General features: G+C 70.9%; 18 protein-coding genes and 1 tRNA gene. 8 read left to right on the forward strand and 11 right to left on the reverse strand.

Annotation, left to right across the window (positions count from 1 at the left end):
• Positions 1–20: 20 nt before the first annotated feature.
• The 6 genes from OM076_RS25115 to OM076_RS25140 are packed head-to-tail and all read right to left on the reverse strand — an operon-like array spanning position 21 to position 5,609.
• Positions 21–881: a transglutaminase family protein gene (locus OM076_RS25115; protein ID WP_270042843.1), complete on the reverse strand. Its 861-nt coding sequence runs from the start codon at positions 879–881 to the stop codon at positions 21–23.
• The gene (locus OM076_RS25120; protein WP_270042844.1) at positions 878–1,837 is read right to left on the reverse strand and encodes an alpha-E domain-containing protein; all 960 of its coding nucleotides are present in this window, start codon (positions 1,835–1,837) and stop codon (positions 878–880) included. Before OM076_RS25120 ends, OM076_RS25115 begins: the two co-directional genes overlap by 4 nt.
• On the reverse strand, positions 1,838–3,385 hold the full coding sequence (locus tag OM076_RS25125) for a circularly permuted type 2 ATP-grasp protein (RefSeq protein WP_270042845.1): 1,548 nt from the start codon (positions 3,383–3,385) through the stop codon (positions 1,838–1,840). It lies immediately after the preceding gene.
• Complete coding sequence (locus tag OM076_RS25130; RefSeq protein WP_270042846.1) at positions 3,271–4,530, reverse strand: MFS transporter; 1,260 nt, start codon at positions 4,528–4,530, stop codon at positions 3,271–3,273. The genes OM076_RS25125 and OM076_RS25130 overlap by 115 nt, the downstream gene beginning before the upstream one ends.
• Entirely contained in the window at positions 4,527–5,093 is a 567-nt protein-coding gene (locus OM076_RS25135) for a winged helix-turn-helix domain-containing protein (RefSeq protein ID WP_270042848.1), read from the reverse strand. The genes OM076_RS25130 and OM076_RS25135 overlap by 4 nt, the downstream gene beginning before the upstream one ends.
• Positions 5,094–5,120: 27 nt before the next feature.
• Positions 5,121–5,609: a metallophosphoesterase family protein gene (locus OM076_RS25140; protein WP_270042849.1), complete on the reverse strand. Its 489-nt coding sequence runs from the start codon at positions 5,607–5,609 to the stop codon at positions 5,121–5,123.
• 331 nt (positions 5,610–5,940) lie between these two features.
• On the opposite strand from OM076_RS25140, the gene OM076_RS25145 reads away from it, so the two are divergent.
• From OM076_RS25145 to OM076_RS25155, 3 genes are all read left to right on the forward strand, one after another.
• Positions 5,941–6,013, forward strand: a tRNA-Arg gene (locus tag OM076_RS25145).
• Positions 6,014–6,275: 262 nt separating this feature from the next.
• Positions 6,276–6,410 carry a hypothetical protein gene (locus OM076_RS25150; RefSeq protein WP_270042850.1) on the forward strand — a complete coding sequence of 45 codons (135 nt, stop codon included), beginning with the start codon at positions 6,276–6,278 and terminating at the stop codon, positions 6,408–6,410.
• Positions 6,411–6,639: 229 nt separating this feature from the next.
• On the forward strand, positions 6,640–6,888 hold the full coding sequence (locus tag OM076_RS25155; protein ID WP_270042851.1) for a hypothetical protein: 249 nt from the start codon (positions 6,640–6,642) through the stop codon (positions 6,886–6,888).
• 149 nt (positions 6,889–7,037) lie between these two features.
• Here OM076_RS25155 and OM076_RS25160 read toward each other — a convergent pair whose 3' ends face one another.
• Positions 7,038–7,514, reverse strand: coding sequence for a hypothetical protein (locus OM076_RS25160; RefSeq protein WP_270042852.1), 477 nt, complete (start codon positions 7,512–7,514; stop codon positions 7,038–7,040).
• A gap of 88 nt (positions 7,515–7,602) precedes the next feature.
• Here OM076_RS25160 and OM076_RS25165 point away from each other — a divergent pair, with 88 nt between their 5' ends.
• Positions 7,603–7,752 (forward strand): hypothetical protein, encoded by a 150-nt coding sequence (locus OM076_RS25165; protein ID WP_270042853.1) that lies wholly within the window; start codon positions 7,603–7,605, stop codon positions 7,750–7,752.
• On the opposite strand, the gene OM076_RS25170 is transcribed toward OM076_RS25165, so the two are convergent.
• Positions 7,725–9,377, reverse strand: coding sequence for a zinc ribbon domain-containing protein (locus tag OM076_RS25170; RefSeq protein ID WP_270042854.1), 1,653 nt, complete (start codon positions 9,375–9,377; stop codon positions 7,725–7,727). The genes OM076_RS25165 and OM076_RS25170 overlap by 28 nt on opposite strands.
• An 80-nt stretch (positions 9,378–9,457) precedes the next feature.
• Here OM076_RS25170 and OM076_RS25175 point away from each other — a divergent pair, with 80 nt between their 5' ends.
• Positions 9,458–10,267 (forward strand): M55 family metallopeptidase, encoded by an 810-nt coding sequence (locus tag OM076_RS25175; protein WP_270042855.1) that lies wholly within the window; start codon positions 9,458–9,460, stop codon positions 10,265–10,267.
• Here the strand turns inward: OM076_RS25175 and OM076_RS25180 are convergent.
• Complete coding sequence (locus tag OM076_RS25180; protein WP_270042856.1) at positions 10,264–11,787, reverse strand: hypothetical protein; 1,524 nt, start codon at positions 11,785–11,787, stop codon at positions 10,264–10,266. The two genes, OM076_RS25175 and OM076_RS25180, sit on opposite strands and share 4 nt — an antisense overlap.
• A 152-nt stretch (positions 11,788–11,939) precedes the next feature.
• On the opposite strand from OM076_RS25180, the gene OM076_RS25185 reads away from it, so the two are divergent.
• A complete protein-coding gene (locus OM076_RS25185) occupies positions 11,940–15,674 on the forward strand; it encodes a M14 family zinc carboxypeptidase (protein WP_270042857.1) in 3,735 nt (1,244 codons plus the stop codon).
• A gap of 42 nt (positions 15,675–15,716) precedes the next feature.
• On the opposite strand, the gene OM076_RS25190 is transcribed toward OM076_RS25185, so the two are convergent.
• On the reverse strand, positions 15,717–15,890 hold the full coding sequence (locus tag OM076_RS25190; RefSeq protein WP_270042858.1) for a hypothetical protein: 174 nt from the start codon (positions 15,888–15,890) through the stop codon (positions 15,717–15,719).
• 74 nt (positions 15,891–15,964) lie between these two features.
• Between OM076_RS25190 and OM076_RS25195 the strand changes: the two genes are divergently transcribed.
• Together OM076_RS25195 and OM076_RS25200 are read left to right on the forward strand one after the other, a co-directional pair.
• A complete protein-coding gene (locus OM076_RS25195; protein ID WP_270042859.1) occupies positions 15,965–16,624 on the forward strand; it encodes a cobalamin B12-binding domain-containing protein in 660 nt (219 codons plus the stop codon).
• Positions 16,621–17,118: a GNAT family N-acetyltransferase gene (locus tag OM076_RS25200; RefSeq protein WP_270042860.1), complete on the forward strand. Its 498-nt coding sequence runs from the start codon at positions 16,621–16,623 to the stop codon at positions 17,116–17,118. Before OM076_RS25195 ends, OM076_RS25200 begins: the two co-directional genes overlap by 4 nt.
• On the opposite strand, the gene OM076_RS25205 is transcribed toward OM076_RS25200, so the two are convergent.
• Positions 17,115–17,276 (reverse strand): hypothetical protein, encoded by a 162-nt coding sequence (locus OM076_RS25205; protein WP_270042861.1) that lies wholly within the window; start codon positions 17,274–17,276, stop codon positions 17,115–17,117. The two genes, OM076_RS25200 and OM076_RS25205, sit on opposite strands and share 4 nt — an antisense overlap.
• Positions 17,277–17,303: the final 27 nt, after the last annotated feature.

Genomic DNA, 17,303 nt, shown 5'->3' on the forward strand with positions numbered 1-17,303 from the left:
CAATTAGATGGTCGCCCATGTCAGGCGCGAGAGGGTGACACGTCGCTGCGCGTCATTCGCACGGACGCGCTGAGTTCTGACCCCTCCATGCCGCGGTAGACGCCCTTGATCGGCGGCACGTCCGCGTAGTGGCGCCCGTGGCCGATCTTGACGTGGGTCTCGCCGCCGAGCTGGCGGTTGGTCGGGTCCAGTGCGACCCACGTGAGCCCGTCCGCGCCGGGAAGGAGCGCCTCCACCCACGCGTGCGTCTCGACCTCCGCGGAGGCCTCGTCGTCGTCGGACGGCGCCCACAGGTACCCGGAGACGTAGCGCGCGCCGACTCCGTGGCGGCGCAGCAGCAACAGCGCCAGGTGGGCGAAGTCCTGGCAGACGCCCGCGCCCGCGGCCAGCAGGTCACCGACGGTCGAGCCGACGTACGTGACGCCGGCCCGGTACTCGAAGCGGTCCGGGATCACCTCGACCAGGCGCTGGGCGGTGCCGAGCGGCGAGTCCGCGCGGGTGAGGCCGACGAGGTCGTCGATCGTCAACGCGTCCGGCTCGGAGCCGTCCAGCAGCAGGAACTCGCCCGCCGCCGCGTCGTACGCCCGGTCCTCGATCGCCGACCAGTCGGTCTCCGGCGGCACGTCGGGCGAGGTCGTGCGCACCCGCGCCCGCACGTCGATCGAGAGGTGCTCGTGCGGTCGCGAGATCCCGAACTCGATCACGGTCGTCCCGAAGTAGTCCAGGTGCTGATTGAGCCGCGACTCCGGATCGACGCGGACGACGAAGTCCTCGACGCTCTGGGTCGCCATCGTCGCCGGCTTCACCCGCAGCGCGTTCAGGTTGTCCGTCACCGGGCCGCTGTAGCGGTACTCGGTCAGGTAGCGGATGGCGAAGTTCATGCCGAGACGGGGCGGGCGGCGGGCTTCGCCGGGTTGCCAAAGTAGCGGCCGGCGATGTCGACATCGACCATGCCGAGCTCGACCTGGACGATCTCCAGCGTCTCCGCCAGGGTGCCGTCGATGACCGGCGTGCGCGCGCGGAAGTCGAGGTCGGCCATCAGCCGCGACAGGCGCAGGACGGCCGGCGAGCCGCGGTAGGCCGGGTCGGCGGCGGTGAGGGCGGCGTGCAGCGCCTCGATCGAGAACGCGACGCTGTCCGGGTAGTCGGCTTCGAAGAGCAGGAAGCGGGCGACCGGCCGCGCGTTGGGCGGCGCGGGGACCGAGCGCCGGTAGGCCTGAAAGCCGCCGACGGCCTGCAGCAGCGCTAGCGCTTGGCCGTCGCGGACGTGCTCCTCGGCGTCGGCGCCGTCGGCCGGCAGCGCCACGCGCAGCATCCGCAGGACCATGTCGGCGGACTCGATCGCGGCGCCCGCCTGCAGGAACGCGTGGGCCTCGTCGCGCAGCATCGTGCGCCCGGTCACGCCCCAGAACAGCCCGCAGCGCTCGCGCACGTACGCGTAGACGCTGTACGGGCCGGTCTGGACGGCGGCGGAGATGTTGCGCTGCAGCAGGCCGAGGTGGAAGGTGTTGATCGCCTCCCACATCTCGCCGCTGAAGACGTCGCGGACGGTGCGCGCGCCCTCGCGGGCGCGGGAGATGCAGTTCAGGACGGACGTCGGGTGCTCGGGGTCGAGCGTGAGCAGGCGCAGGACCTCGTCGCGGCTGGCGCTCGTCTCCGGCGGCTCGCCGCTGACGATGGTCAGCAGCGCGTCCCAGCTCAGCCGGACGCCCGCCGGGTCGTCCGGGCGGCCCTGGAGGTCGGCGTGGAAGACGCCGTCGAGCATGCGCGAGGTGTGCTCGGCGCGCGCCAGCTGGCGGCCGATCCAGTACAGCTCGTGGGCGATCCGGGCGAGCATCTATTGCTGTTGTTGTTGCTGCTGGGAGGACCAGGCGCCGCCGAGCGGGAGGCCCGGCATGCGCGGCGGCTGCCAGCGCGACAGGCGCGGCTGCTCGGGAGCGTGCTCGGCGTCCTCCTCGAGCACCCACGTGTCCTTCGATCCGCCGCCCTGGGAGGAGTTGACGATCATCGAGCCCTCGCGCAACGCCACGCGGGTGAGCCCGCCCGGGACGATGTGGATGTTCTCCCCGAAGACCGCGAACGGCCGCAGGTCCACGTGGCGGGGCGCGAGCGCGCCGTCCGGGCCGGCGGTCGGGACGGTCGAGAGGTGCACGAGCTCCTGCGCGATCCACTTCTCGGGCAGCCGGTTGATCTCGTCCGCCTGGCGCTGCAGTTCCTCGTCGGACGCCGTCGGCCCGATGAAGACGCCCTTGCCGCCGGACTCCGAGGTCGGCTTGACGACGACCTGATCGAGCCGCTTGAGGATCGCCTCGCGCTGCTCGCGGTCGCTCATCAGGTACGTCGGCACGTTCTCGACCAGCGGCTCCTCGCCGAGGTAGTAGCGGATCATCTCCGGCACGTAGTGGTAGATCGCCTTGTCGTCGGCCACGCCGGTGCCGACGGCGTTGACGATCGCCACGCTGCCCGCTCGGTAGGCCCGCATCAACCCGGGGACGCCGAGCACGCTGTCGGGGCGGAACTCGAGCGGGTCCATGAAGTCGTCGTCGATCCGGCGGTAGATCGCGTGGACGCGCTGCAGGCCGCGGGTCGTGCGGATGTGGCAGACGGCGTCTCGCACGACGAGGTCGGAGGCCTCGACCAGCTCGACGCCCATCTGGCGCGCCAGGAAGGCGTGCTCGAAGTAGGCGCTGTTGAACGGGCCGGGGGTCCAGACGACGACCGTCGCCTCCTCCTCCCCGCCCGTCGGCGCGACCTCCTCCAGCGCCGTTCTCAGCAGCGCCGGGTAGTGATCGACGGGCCGCACGCGGTAGTGCTCGAACAACCCGGGCAGCAGGCGGGTCATCGCGCGGCGGTTCTCGAGCACGTAGCTGATGCCGCTCGGCGTGCGGACGTTGTCCTCGAGCACCTTCCAGGCGCCGTCGTTGTCGCGCACCAGATCGCAGCCGGAGACGTGGCAGTAGACGCCGCCGGGTGGGCGGATGCCGTGCGCGGCGCGGGCGAAGGCCGGTCTCGACACGACCAGCTCCCACGGCACCTTGCCGTCGTGGATGATCTCGCGCGCGTGGTAGACGTCGTCGACGAAGTGGTTGAGCGCGCGGATGCGCTGCGCGAGGCCGCGCTTGATCGTCTGCCACTCGCTCGCCGGGATGATCCGCGGGACGAGGTCGAGCGGGAACGGGCGATCCCGGACCGGTCCGTCACCGGGACCTCCGGCGTCGAACGTGATGCCCTGCTGCATGAAGATCGCGTCGCGGCGGCGGCCCGCCGCGGTCAGGGCCTCGGGACCGAGCGCCTCCAGCGCTTCCACCAGCGTGCGGGCGTGCGGGCGGGGCTCCCCGTCGGATGCGACGAGCTCGTCGTAGAAGTCCCAGTCCAAAGCCGCCAAGGTCCGTGCATCCTATTCAGCAGAGCGACGCCCGCGAGGCCAACCGTCGCGGCTTGGACCAGGAGTACAACGCGATAGTCGACAAGCGCGACGAGTGCCGCCCCGAGGGCGATTGACAACGTCTGCGGCGCGCCCAGCGCGAGCTCGGAGGCGGCGAACGCCCGGCCCTGGAGATTCGCGGGCGTGCTGCGCTGCAGCAACGTGAGCAGCGCGACCACGATCCAGGGCAGGCCGAGGCCGAACAGGACCTTGCCCGCCAGGACGACCGGGAGGTCGCTATCGGCCATCAGCAGCGCGCCGAGGGCGAAGATCGTCATGCCGAAGCCGGCGGCGCGGACCTCCCCGTGGCGTTTGAGGGCGGTCGTCGCCGTGAGCGCGCCCACGATCGCGCCGACCCCCTGCACCGCCATCAGGACGCCCACGAACGCGGACGGCTTGCCGAGCGCGTCCGGCAGCTCGAAGATCAGCGTCTCGCTGAAGCCGATCACGAGCATGCAGAGCGCGCAGCCGGCGACCATCGCCTTGAGGTCGGGCGTGCGGGCGATGTGGCGCGCGCCGGCGGTGATGCCGGGGTTCGCGTGTGGTTGCGGCTTCGGCTCTCTGAGCTTGAGCGCGAAGAGCGCGGCGGTGGCGGCGAGGAACGTGGCGGAGTCCAGCAGCGCGACCGCGGCGCCTCCCGCGAGCGTGTAGAGGCCGGCGCCGGCCAGCGGGGTGATGAGCCGCAGCGCTTCTCTGACCGTCTGCAGCGTGGCGTTGGCCTTGGCGAGTTGCTCCGTCGGCACGAGCGTGTGCAGCAGCGCGGACTGGCCCGCCGAGAGCACCACGTACGACGCGCCGTAGGCGACCGCGACGGCGTAGATGATCCATACGTCGCCGCGGTCGTGGACGGCGAGCAGCGGCAGGACCGCCAGCGCGGTGAGCGGGTTGACGGCGAGCAGCAGCGTCCGGCGCCGGACGCGGTCCACCAGCAGGCCGGCGAACGGGCTTGCGAGCTGCGGCGCGACGATGCACAGGAAGACGAGGCCGGCGGCCGAGCTCGACCCTGTCAGGTCCTTCACCCAGAGCCCGAGCGCGAGCCACAGCGCGGTGTCGCCGAGCAGGCTGAGCGACTGCCCGCAGAGGAAGATGCGCGTGTCGCGGCTCATAGCCGGTACGCGAGGGTGAGGATCTCGACGCGTTCGGCGCCCTCGGGGTGCTCGTCGCTCGGCGTGCGCCGGTCGGCATAGCGCTTGAACAGCAGCTCGACGATCTCCTCGTCGATGGCCTTCAGCTCGTCCGGCGTCAGATACAGGCCCATCTGGTTCATGCCGGTCACCGCCCGCCACTCCTCCGGCAGCGACTGGCGATCCTCGAACGCCTGCCGGGCGCGGGCGAAGTAGCGATCGCGCAGGACCCGGTCCAGCGTGCGGGCGGCGGTCGCGGTCTCCGGGTCCTCGTGGACGTCGGTGAAGCTCATCCCGAGGTGGCGCAGCTTCCACGGCCGCTTGCGGCCCGTCCCGCCCTCGGCCTCCTCGACGAACCCGTACTTGGCGAGCTGGCGCAGGTGAAACGACGCGTTCGCCGGGCTCTCCCCCACCCGCTCGCCCGCCTCGGTCGCGGTCAGCGTCCCCGCGTGGATGAGCTCCTCGAGCAGCGCGAGCCGGATCGGGTGGGCCATCGCCCGCATGGTCTTCGGGTCGGTGAGCTTGCGCGGCCCTTCGAAAGACATGTTTCGAAAGATAGCTTTCGATAGCTGTCAGTCAAGGGCGATCAGCTCGAAGGTCAGCGAATCGCCGTCGATCGTCGCCACGCCCATCGTGTGCTTCGGGGCCCGCCGGCGCTCGGTGGGCGAGCCGGGATTGAAGATCTGGAAGCCGTCCTGGTCCTCGTGCAGCGGGATGTGACTGTGGCCGAAGACGACCGCGTCCGCGTCGGGGAAGCGGTTGCGCATCCGGGCGAGGCGGCCGCCACTCGGTCCCGCGTCGTGGACCATGCCGATCCTCACTCCCTCGAACGCGACGACACGCTGCACGGGCAGGCCGAGGATCAACTCGCGGCTGTCCACATTCCCGCACACCGCGTGCACCGGCGGACCGAGCGCCTGCAGCTGGTGCAGGACCTCGACCGTCATGAAGTCCCCGGCGTGCAGGATCGCGTCAGCTGATCTCAGCCGCTCGACGCACGCGTCCGGCAGCCGCCGCGGCCCGCGCGGCATGTGCGTGTCGGAGATGACCGCGACGATCACCGCCGCGGCAGCTAGGCCAGGCGCGGGGCGAGCGCCAGCGCCACGAGGCCCAGCGCGATCCACGTGGGCGCGCCGAAGATCCCGCCCGCGACGACGATCACAGCGGCCACGGCGATCTCGGAACGTCTCATGGGTTCGAGCCTACGGCAGTTCGCGCCGCCCCATGCCCGACTTTCCGCCAGCGCTTGCCGCACGACGGGCTCGGTGCGCGGGGGTGCGTAACGACAGCTTCCTCAGGGGACGTTCTCGTTACGCACCCCCCTTTTGCGGGCGATCGTTCGGGCTCAACGTCGACCGCGACGGCCACCCAGCGCTAAGCTTCCGGACCCGAGCGCCCGTAGCTCAGTGGATAGAGCGCGCGCCTCCGGAGCGCGAGGTCGCAGGTTCGAATCCTGCCGGGCGCGTTTCTCACCCCGCGTCGTCACGCATCGTCTGGCGACACCCGGAAGCGTCAAGGAAGTGCGGTCTAGAGCCATAGACGGCAAGCACAGCCGGTACGGGCTTCGGCGTTTCAGGCATAGGCTCCTTCGCCCTCCGACTCGCCGCCCGTCGCCGCAGTCCCTGAGCGAGCGCGCCGCGTGATTGCTGGCCGCTGCGCGTGTGTTCCGACTCCGACTCTGATCTCGATGAAGCCGCCAACTGCTCCGTGCCACTGCCACCGCCGCGTTGGCCGTGATCGGCGGCTTTCCTACGCGTGTCGGGCGCTACACGGTTCGCGGCGAAATCGACTATCTCAACGGCGCGAATTCGGCGAGCTACGCCCGTACGCGCGAGCAGTTCAACCTCGTCATCAAGGTTTAGCCTGCCGGCCACCGCACCATCTTCTGCGGATGTGCAAAGTTCCGCGGTTTGTAGTCCGTAGCCTCGAGCGATCCTGCTCGGCTGCTACCCGGTCACCCCACCCGTTGATGGTTTAGGAACCTTTCCGGTCGCGTGTGATCGGGCCTAGGATTCGGGGCCGTGTGGAAGCTGTGCTCGCGCTGAGAAGTGGGGCCCAGTCGTCCGTCCAAGCCGAGCGTTTGGAATTCGCATGACCTCTCTCGAAGACAAACTCACGCCGCGCGAACAGGCGTTGGTCAAGGAGACGTACGCGATCGTCCTCGCGGAACTTGACTTGCGTGTCCGACCAGGCAGCCAGGACGCGTGGCGCGGCTCGTGGCATGGCTGCATCGAACAAGAGGATGCCGAAGCCGTGCGTGCAATCGTGCGGTCGATGCCCGGTCTGGACACAGCGCGTCAACGATTGGCCGGGACCGTCTCACCGTTGGCGAACTCATAGACCTCTGGTGCCTTGTACGCGCACGGACGCCGCAAGCCCACGCGACCGATTCCGCGCCGTCTTCCGTGACCGGGCGACGGTTGCCGCTCCGCGCGTGAATCACGAAACGCGTCAAGGCGCTTTCCGCCCGCCTTCGTAGAGCCAAACTGTCACTCGTAGGTGATGTAACCCTCGAAGCCTCCGATCACCTTGTGGCCGTGCAGTTCGCGGACGTGGTCGGACTGCTCGGTGACGCGGACGAACAGCCCGCCGCGGAGTGAGCGGAGGAGGCCGACGACGTCGGCGGAGGTCGCGTCGGTGAGCTTGAGCGCGTCCGCGATCTCGCGTGGCTGGAGGACGACCACGTGTGGGATCTCGAGGATCGCGCCGAGCAGCGGTGGGCCGAAGGCGTCGAGCCACCAGGTGCGCTCGCGGTGGGTGTCGCGGTCGATCAGGCGGAAGGCGAGGGCGTCGGCGTCGCCCTGCTTGCCCGCTCCCCAGACGCCCCAGAAGCGCGGGCTCGGGACGGTGGTCTCGCTCGCGAAGGCCGCGGTGAGATCGTCGTCGGCGCTGTCGTCGACGACCCACACGATGATCGGCGGCGCGCCGGCCGCGCGGATCAGATGGCAGCGAACCGCTCTTTCCATGGCGGGCGCCATCCTCTCATTCCTGGCCGGATCGCTGCCCCTTTGGGGCCTATCGCCAAATGCTCAAGGTATGTAGCGTCTGCCTTTCATGGTGCCCAGTAGCAAGAGCTATCAGGACCAGATCCGCGAGATCCAGAGCTTGATCACGACCGCCGAAGAGACGCTCGCGCAGGCCAAGTGGGCGCTCGAGACGCTCGTCTTCCGGCTCGCTCAGGACGAGAAGGAAGCGGGCTCCTGAGCGCTGACGGCGAGGGCGCCTCCGGCGGCACCGAACAGGGCGCCGCCGAGGAGGAAGACGGTGAAGACCGAGGTGTCGTCGGCGTCGCCGTGGAACAGGCCGCCGGCGAGGACGACGAGGAACGCCATCGTGATCGCCCACACGGGTCCGGTCAGTGCGCCCCAGAGCGCGGCGCTCTGGAGGGAGCTCGCGGCGACGGCCCGAGCGGCGGCGAAGCCCGCGTAGAGCGCGCCGAGCGTGACGAGGCCGATCAGCAGGATCAGCGCGGGGATGAAGACCGCGGCGGGGAGCGCGTCGGCGTACGCGAATACCCGGAACGTGCCGCCCCGGCCGGGAAGGTCGTTGGCGTCCGCGACGGGGAACGGCAGGCCGAGCGCGCCGTCGCCGTCTGCGCTGAAGCGCGCGCCGGCGGCGAGGGCGGTCAGGTTGATGCCGTGCTCGCCGGCGAACAGCGCCTCTTCGACGAGCGCGGTCGGAGCGGAGCGCTGGAGGCGCACGCTGCCCGCGTCGCGCCCCACCTGGATCAGCCAGCCCGCGGTGCCGACGACCGTGCAGATCGCGAGCACCACCGCCAGCGGGCGGAGCGCGGCGAGCGCGGCGCGGGTCGGCTTTTCCGGCAGCCGCGCGGTGAGCGTGTCGAGCGGGAGCTTGGTCGCGGCGCCGATCATCCCCCCGAGCGCGCCCCACAGCAGCCCTAGAGCGAACGCGCCGGCGGGCGAGGGAGAGATCCGCGTCGTGCTGGCGCCGCCGATCAGCGCGAAGACGAGCATGAGGACCGCGAACGGGACCGCCACGAGGCTCGCCCACCCGAGCCGCGCGACCGGGCTCGCTCCCTCGGTCCGGTAGAGCTGCGAGCGGGTCGCGAGGATCAGCGCGCCGAGGGGGATCGCGACGAGCACGAGCGGGTGGATGCGGCGCGTGCCGGAGACGAGCAGCCCGGGTTCCTCGACCATCGCGGTCAGCTGCGTCCCGACGGCCTGGCGGAACATCTCCTTGAACACGGTCGTGTCGATCCCGGCCGCGCCGATGATCGAGTTCTCGGGCGCGACGACGGCGATCACCAGCCCGGCGACGAGCACGATCCCGGCGGCGATCGCGGCCGCCACCGCCGCGGCGACCATCCCCGGCAATGCCAGCCGCTCGCGAATCAACCCGGAGAACTCCGCGGCCGCCCGCGGGGGCGGAGAATCGGCGCTGAGCGGCGCGTCGTCGCGCGCGGGGGCGGCGGCCGCTTGCGGCGCCGGAGCGTCGCCGGGCATGGGCGGCGGGTCAGCCGGTGCCGGCGGCTCGGGGTCGCGTGTCTCGGCCGGCGGTGCCGCGGCGCGCGGCGTCGGCGGCTCGGCGACGGGTCTCGTCGGCTCGGCCGGCGGCTCCGCGGCGCGTGGCGCGGGCGTGGGCGGCTCGGGGTCGCGTCGCGTCGGCTCGGCCGGCGGCTCCTCGACGCGTGGCACCGGTGGTGCGTCCGGCCCGCCTGCCGACCACAGACCGCTCGAAGGCGGCGGTGGGGCGGGTTTCGGAGGGGCGTCGACCGCGTACTCCTCCTGGCTCGCGCCGCAGGAGGGGCAGAACCGCGCGCGGGCGCTGATGCGTTCGCCGCAGTTCGGGCAGAAGATGGTGTCGGGCATGCGGTCGCCAGGGCCTCCGTCGCGCCCAATGGGTATCAGGTCGGCGGCGCCAGGCGCGCGGCCGAGGTACTAATACGGCGGTGAACGTCCTGATCATCAGTGACATGGAAGGCGTCGCCGGCATCTGCCGGTGGGAGCAGGTCAGCGCGGGCCGCTCCGGCTACGAGGAGGGGCGCCGCCTCTACACGGAAGAGCTCAACGCGACCGTGCGCGGCGCGTTCGCCGGCGGCGCGGCCGAGGTCGTGGTGATGGACTGTCACGGCGCCGGCGGCGACTGGTCCTTCAACTCGCTGATCCCGGAGTCGCTGGACGCACGGTGCGAGTTCGTGGTCCAGCACGAGTGGACCGAGTACACCGAGCTGCTCGAGCAGGGCTGCGACGTCGCGCTGTTCGTCGGCCAGCACGCCCGCGCGGGAGCGGAGCGCGGCGTGCTCTCGCACACGGTCAGCTCAACGAGCTGGCGCAACCTGCGCTTCAACGGCACGCTGGTCGGCGAGGTGGGCATCAATGCCGCGCTGTGCGGGACCTGGGGCACGCCGGTCGCGCTCGTCACCGGCGACGACGTCGTCTGCGACGAAGCCACGGAGCTGCTCGGCCCGAGCCTGAAGACGCTCGCGGTCAAGCGCGGCCTCGGGCGCTTCTCGGCGCGCCACCTCTCCCCCGTCCGTGCTCGCGAACTGCTCGAGGAAGCCGCCCGTGAAGCGGTCGAGAACGTCGCCACAGCACCGATCTACACGCCCGGCGCGCCCTGCACGATCGAGGTCGAGCTGGGCAGCACCGAGCATGCTGCCGCGTTCGCCCACCGCGCCAACGTCACCGTCACCGACCCGCGCACCGTCGAGGCGACGGCGGACACGTGGTGGGACGCCTGGCGCGCCATCTACCTCTAGCCACAGAAGTCGACGGTGTCGGCCATCACGGAGTCGTTCTCGCGGATCAGCGCGACCGTGACCTTGCGGCAGGTCGCGTCGGCGGCCAGATGCGTCCCGAGCGTGACGTCCTGGTTGGTGAGCGCGAAGGTCGCGCCCGCGGTCCCGGCCTTGACGCCGCACGCCTGCGCGTCGTCGGCGCCGAACGCGAACAGGCAGTCGGTCGGCGTCCCCGGCGGGCGGAACCAGACGCCCTTGAGCACGCCGCAGCCTGACGTCGACAGCCCGGCGAAGCGCACGTCGCCGCCGAACAGGCCCACGGTGACCTCGCAGGACGCGGGCGTCGGCACCTCGGAGTTCTCGGTCGTGTCCGCGACGCCGCTGCAGCCGGGGTCGGGATCGGTCGTGCCCGCCGAGTCGCGGGAGTCGACGAGGCCGTCGCCGTCGTCGTCCTTGCCGTTGTTGCACTTGGGCGCGGGCGGCGGGAGCGTCGCGCAGTTACCGACCGGCTCCTGCAACTTGGTGACCGTGCCGTCGAGCTTGTAGAGCGCGATCGTCGCCCGCTTCGCGCAGTCGACCGGGCCCTTGAGCTGCAGCGTCATGTCGACGCCGTCGCGCTCGCCGTCCTTCAACGACGCCACACCGAACGGGTCCGACACCTCGCAATCGAAGCCGTTGTTGGCCATCAGGCAGGCGGCGACCCCCGGAGCGACCTGAATCTCGGCCTCATAGAAGGTCCCGCAGCCCGGGTTGATCCCGACGTTGATCTCGGTGGGATCGTCCACCATGCCCAGACCGGAACTCGCCGCGCACTCGGCCGACGCGGGCACCTCGGAGTTCTCGGACGTGTCCCCCGCATCCGAGCAGCCCGGGTCCTCCCAGTCGGTCTGGCCGTCGCCGTCGTTGTCGACGCCGTCGGCGCACGCCTTCTTGCCGCCTGTTCCGGGAGTCGGCGTGGGCGTCGGGGTCGCCGCGGGCCGCCCAGGGGCGCTGCCCGGGCGGGAGATCGCGCCGCCACCACCCGGGGCCGGAGCGGCAGCGCCTGGTGCCGGCAGCGACACCGCGGGACCGAGGCCGAGCCGGGCGAGCACGTCCGCCGCGCCCGCCGGCGCCGCCTTGCCGCACAGCTTCGCCGCCAGCACCGGGCCGAGCGCCTTGACGTCCGCCTTGCCCTTCAGGCGCTTGCCCAACAGGGCGCCGAGGTCGCCGCACGCGACCGGCTTGCCGCCGCCGTCCAGCGCCTTCGGGAACGTCTTGAGCCCCTTGACCTTGCCGCCCACGGTCAACACGACCTTCCCGCCCGCCGCCACGCCGCGCGGGCGGATGACCGCCACCGCGAGCCGCCCCTTCCCCACGCCGCCCGCCACCGTCACACCCGCCGGTGCCGACCGCACCTTCACCGACTTCCCGCCGGCACCAACCGCGACGGCCACCTGGCCCTCGGGCGGAACGGCCACTGAAAGCGAAGACGCCTCCGCCGCCACGGCACCCGAGAGGAACACGGCCAGAGTCAGCAACGCAAGACGGAGGGCGGAGAGCATGTCGCCGAAGCTACGGCCGCCCTGGCCGAGGCGCATCGGGGATCCCCCTAGTCGCGGTGTTGAGCGACCTCCACGCCTAATTACCTGTATTCCGATCAGGTTTACGTAGCCTGCCGGACTAGAACGTCCATTTCAGCACCTTGAGGGGGAACATGTTGCGCAGACGCGTTTTCGCGCTGTCCGCAGGTTTCGTGCTGCTCGCCGCGAGTCCAGCGCTCGCTTCGACCGAGGAGCACGTAACGCCGTATCAGACGACTGTGTCGCTGGAGGAGGCACAGTTGATCCAGGACCAGACCGGCACCGAGCTCGACCACGCCGGGTACGACGGCAAGTCCGCCGAGCAGCACCTGAATCTCGACCTCTTCCCGTCGCAGGCGGCCAAGCTCGAAGACGAGGGCTTCGATCTGACCGAGGTCACCCTGCCCAAGCTCGGGCCGAAGGCCGCGCGCGCCACGGGCGGCGACAGCCCCAACCCGTACTACGACGTCTACCGCAGCTACTCCGAGCCCGGCGGCATCGCCGACGAGCTGCGCGGCCTCGCCCGTGACTACCCGGACGTCGTGAAGCTGGTCGAGATCGGCAAGTCGATGCTCGGCAAGCCGATCCTGACGATCAAGATCACCTCCAACGCCCGCAACACGCCCGACGGCACGCGGCCGGCGATCCTCTACGGCGCCACCAACCACGCCCGCGAGTGGATCACGCCCGAGGTCGTCCGCCGCGAGGCGCACTGGATCCTCAACCACCAGGACGACGTCCGCGTGCAGGAGATCCTCAAGAAGACCGAGCTGTGGTTCCTGCCCGTCCAGAACCCGGACGGCTACGACTACACGTTCACCTGCGGCACCGGCACCGCGACCAAGGTCTGCGGCCCCGGCGACGCGAACTCCAACCGCCTGTGGCGCAAGACCCTGCGCGACAACAACGCCAACGGGATCTACGGCGACCAGGGCGACGGCGTCGACCCCAACCGCAACTTCCCGGAGCAGTGGGCGCTGGACGAGGAGGGCTCGAGCGCGAACCCCGGCAACGAGGACTACCGCGGCCCGTACGCCAACTCGGAGCCCGAGAACTTCGCCTACGACCGGCTGCTGCGCCGCATCAAGCCGATCGCGAACCTCAACTACCACTCGGCCGCCCAGCTGCTCAACAGCTCCTTCGGCTTCATCACCAACCGCCCGGCGGACGACAACACGCTGGCCCGCTCGCTGACCGGCACCGACGGCGACGCCGCGGTGGACCCGTACCAGCCCGACCAGGCGTCGGACCTCTACGTCACGCACGGCGAGACCGTCGACTGGGCTTACTTCCAGTTCGGCACGATCGGCTTCACCCCCGAGCTCGACACCGCCCAGACCGGCGGCTCGAGCGCGTCCTCGTTCGTCTTCCCGGACGATGAGGACAAGGTCAACGCCGTCTTCGAGAAGAACCTCCCGCTCGCGCTGAACCTCGCGTGGAGCGCCGCCGGCGACGACTTCGACCGCCCGCGCAACTTCTTCGACGACGCCAGCCGCTACAAGGTCAAGGCCACGCTCGACATCGAGCCGACCGTGTTCGACGTCTCCTACGGCGGCGACCAGCAGGTCGAGGCCATCGTGCGCAAGGATCTCGGCCCGACCGACTTCCAGGCCTCGGTCTCCGGCCCGGGCGGCCGCAACCAGACGCTGTACCTGCGCGGTGCGCTCTACCAGGGCGGCGAGCGCTACGGCGACGTCCCCGGGAAGTACTTCCAGCGCGTGCGGGCGACCGTGCCCGCCTCGTTCCCGCCCACCAGCACGACGGGGACCAACGCCAACCCGCGCCCGGTGATCACCGGTGACACCGTCACCATCACCGTCCGCGCCGGCGGCCAGGAGCAGGTCTTCACCTACAAGGTCGTCTCCACCCCGCAGGACAAGACCAAGAAGCGGATCCTCGTCGTCGCGGCCGAGGACTACACCGGCACGGCGCCGAACAAGACGCCCTACGCCACCGCGCCGCGCTACCTCGCGCAGCACGTCGACGCCCTGAAGGCGGCCGGCTACGAGGTCGACACCTACAACATCGACGCGCCTCCCGGCACGATCAAGTACCCGACGTTCCTCGGCGTGCTCTCGCACTTCGACGGCGTCCTGTACTACACGGGCGACGACCTCGTCCCGCAGGATCCGGGCCTGACGAACTACCGCCGCCTCTCGAACGCGACGACGCTGACCGGCGACACGCTGATCAGCCAGTGGGGCGCCAAGGGCTGGTTCAACCTCCGCGACTACCTCAACGAAGGCGGCAAGATCGTCATCGACGGCCGCAACGCCCACCAGACGTTCGCCAGCTCGAGCACCAGCGCGACCGCCTACTCGGGCTACCAGTTCAACCCCGACCCGTTCTACGGGTTCAACTACCCGGCCGACAACCTCGGCGACGACAACCGGCCCGGCTCGGCGTTCATCCGCCAGCACCAGGTCAACAACGACATCGAGCAGTACTTCTTCGGCGTCGGCTCGCGCACGGGCGGGGCCGGCTCGACGACGTACAACACCGCGCCGATCGCGCCGACGGCGAACTCGATCTTCGCCGGCGTGGCGCCGTTCACCGTCGACACCGCGGCGGGCAACGACCCGACGCAGGACCTCGACGGCAACGCCACCCCGCGCGCGAAGTCGATCACCCGCCTGCGGACGTTCACGAGCGTGCTCTCCAGCCCCTCCCTGCAGCAGCCGCTGCGCCAGGAGAAGGCCGAGCTGGACTCGCAGACGACGCCGGCCCAGACCGCCAACGGCGGCGTCGCGATCTCCACGCGTGACACGGTGGCGTTCGGCTTCGGCCTCGAGCAGGTCGACCAGTCCACCCGCGAGGCGCTGGTCTCCAAGGCGTTCGGCTACCTGCTGCCGGCCACGCCGGACACGACCGCCCCGGTGGTCGACTTCACCTACCCGCTCGAGCTCAAGGAGGTCACGGCGATCGACCCGGTCGACCTCGAGGTCAAGGGCTACGACGACCGCGGGGACATCAAGGAGGTGCGCCTGTACGCGAACGACACGCTCGTGAAGGCCAAGCGCTCCTTCCCGTTCCAGTTCCGCTACTACGTCCCGTCCAACGCCGCGGCGAACTCGGTCATCACGTTCAAGGCCGAGGCCGAGGACAAGGCCGGCAACGTCAAGACGATCACCCGCCAGGTGCGCGTCGTGTCCGCCGCGGCGATCGCGCAGACGCCGATCGCGGTCGGCCTGCCGGTCCTGACCGGCACCCCGACCGTCGGCTCGACGCTGACGCTGACGAACATCGCGTTCATCAACACGCCGACGAGCACCCGGTACGTCTGGTACCGCGACGGTGACGTCATCAGCGGCGCCGACAAGGTGACCTACACGCTGGTGGCGGCCGACCTCGGCCACCTGATCACCGCTCGGGTCTACGCCGGCAACGCCGACGGCGAGGGTGACTCGACGCCCAAGAACGGCCTCTACGTCTCCGCGGCCGCCGGAGCGAAGGGCGACAAGGGCGACACCGGCGCGACCGGTCCCGCGGGCGCCAACGGTACGAATGGGACCAACGGCGCGCCTGGCGCGACCGGCGCCACGGGTGCCACTGGCGCGACCGGCCCCGTGGGTCCGGCCGGCCCGAAGGGTGACAAGGGCGACAAGGGCGATGCCCCCAACGTCCGCGTGACCTGCGATCTGGCGGCGGACGGCAAGTCCGTCGTCTGCACGATCACCGCCATCCCGCCGGCGGCGTCCAAGGCCGCCCTCAAGGGCACCGTGCGCCTCGCGGGCACGAAGAAGGCCACGAAGGTCAGCGGCAAGGGCAAGGTCAAGGTCCGCCTGCGGTCCTCGAAGAAGCTCAAGAAGGCACCGAAGGTCGTCGTCAAGCTCGGCTCCGCCAAGAGCCGCACCTACACGGCGCGCTAGACGCGGTTCGCTAGGGCGCTCCGCGATTCGTCGCGGGGCGCCCTACGCGTCCTTGAACGCCGCTCGCTGTGCGAACCGCCCGGAATGGAAGGCCGCGAAGGTCGCCGCGGCGTCCGCGCTCATCCCGGTGATGTAGGCGATCTGGCGGCCGGCGTCGCCATTGGCGGAGCTGGTTACGTCGGTTTCCGCCCGCTCTTCTGTCTTTTCCTGGGCCATAGTCACACGCTACGCCTCCTTCCGGCGTACTACTACGCGCCGTACGTCCAGGGTTCTTGGCATCCTCAGCGTCGGTGAGCCTGGACGAGCACCGCGACGCATTCCTGGAGGGCCTGCTGGCGCGTGACTCCGCGCGGGCGCGGCTCGCGGTCCAGGCGGCGCTGGACGCCGGCGTTCCGATCCCGGACGTCTACCTCGAGCTGCTGCAGCCGGCGCTGCGCGAGGTCGGGCACCGCTGGGCGATGGGCACGCTCAACGTCGCGGAGGAGCATTACGCGACCGCCGTCGCCCGCTCGATCCTCGACGGGCTGTCGCGGCGCGTGCCGCGCGCGCCGAAGGACGGGCGCCTCGCGGTCGTTTCGGGGACGCCCGACGAGTTGCACGAGCTCGGGACGCGGATGGTCGCCGACTTCCTCGAGGCCGACGGCTGGGAGGTCCTGCTGCTCGGCCCCGGCGCACCCGCCCACGACGTCGCGGAGCTCGTGGAGTCCGAGCAACCCGAGGTCGTCGCGCTCTCGACCGCGACGGCGAGCGTCCTGCATGGTGTGGTCGAGCTCTTCGGCGCGGTCGCGGCGCTGAACCCGCGCCCGTGCATCGTCGCCGGCGGGCAGTTCTGGACGGCCGAGACGAGCGCGGCCGCGCTCGAGTTCGGCGCCGACCTGGTCATCCACGACCCACGGGACCTCGTCGCGACGCTGCAGGAGCGCATTCCCCCGCCGGGACTTGCCGAATGAGGATTCGCGAGGGCACACCGAACGATGCGCCGGCGGTGCTGGCGCTGTTCGACGAGGCGGTGCGCTGGCTCGTGGCCCGGGGGCAGACCGGGCAGTGGGGCACGGAGCCGTTCTCGGCTGTACAGGCGCGGGTGGCGCGGGCCGCCGAGTGGGCCGCGGGCGGCGGGTTGCGGCTCGCCTGCGAGGACGAGCAGGTGGTCGGGGCGATCGTGATCGGCGCCCGGCCGGATCACGTCTCCCCCGCGGACCGCGCCGAGCGCTACGTCGAGGCGCTGGTCACCTCACGCGCCCACGCGGGGCGCGACATCGGCGGCGAGTTGCTGCACCGCGCGATCAAAGAGACACGGACCGCCGGGATCCCGCTGTTGCGGGTCGATTGTTGGGCGGGTGCGCCGTCTCTGGTCGCGTGGTACGAGCGTCAGGGCTTCCATCGCAGCGGGACCTTCACCGTGCGCGGGTGGCACGGCCAGGTCCTCTCGATGGACCTTCCCTAGCCTTCCTGCTGGTCGCGAATGTGCAGCCAGCGCAGGCCGGTATGGAAGTCCAGGAACGTCTTGGCCGCGTCGGCACTCATGCCGGTGAGGCCGGCGACGCGGCCTTCCTCATGGGTGTCGAGCGGGTCCGGGCCGTCTGTGCGAATGGGGTTGTCCATTGGTACCTCCTGAGCACGGTTATCGAC

Source organism: Solirubrobacter ginsenosidimutans, from assembly GCF_027587205.1.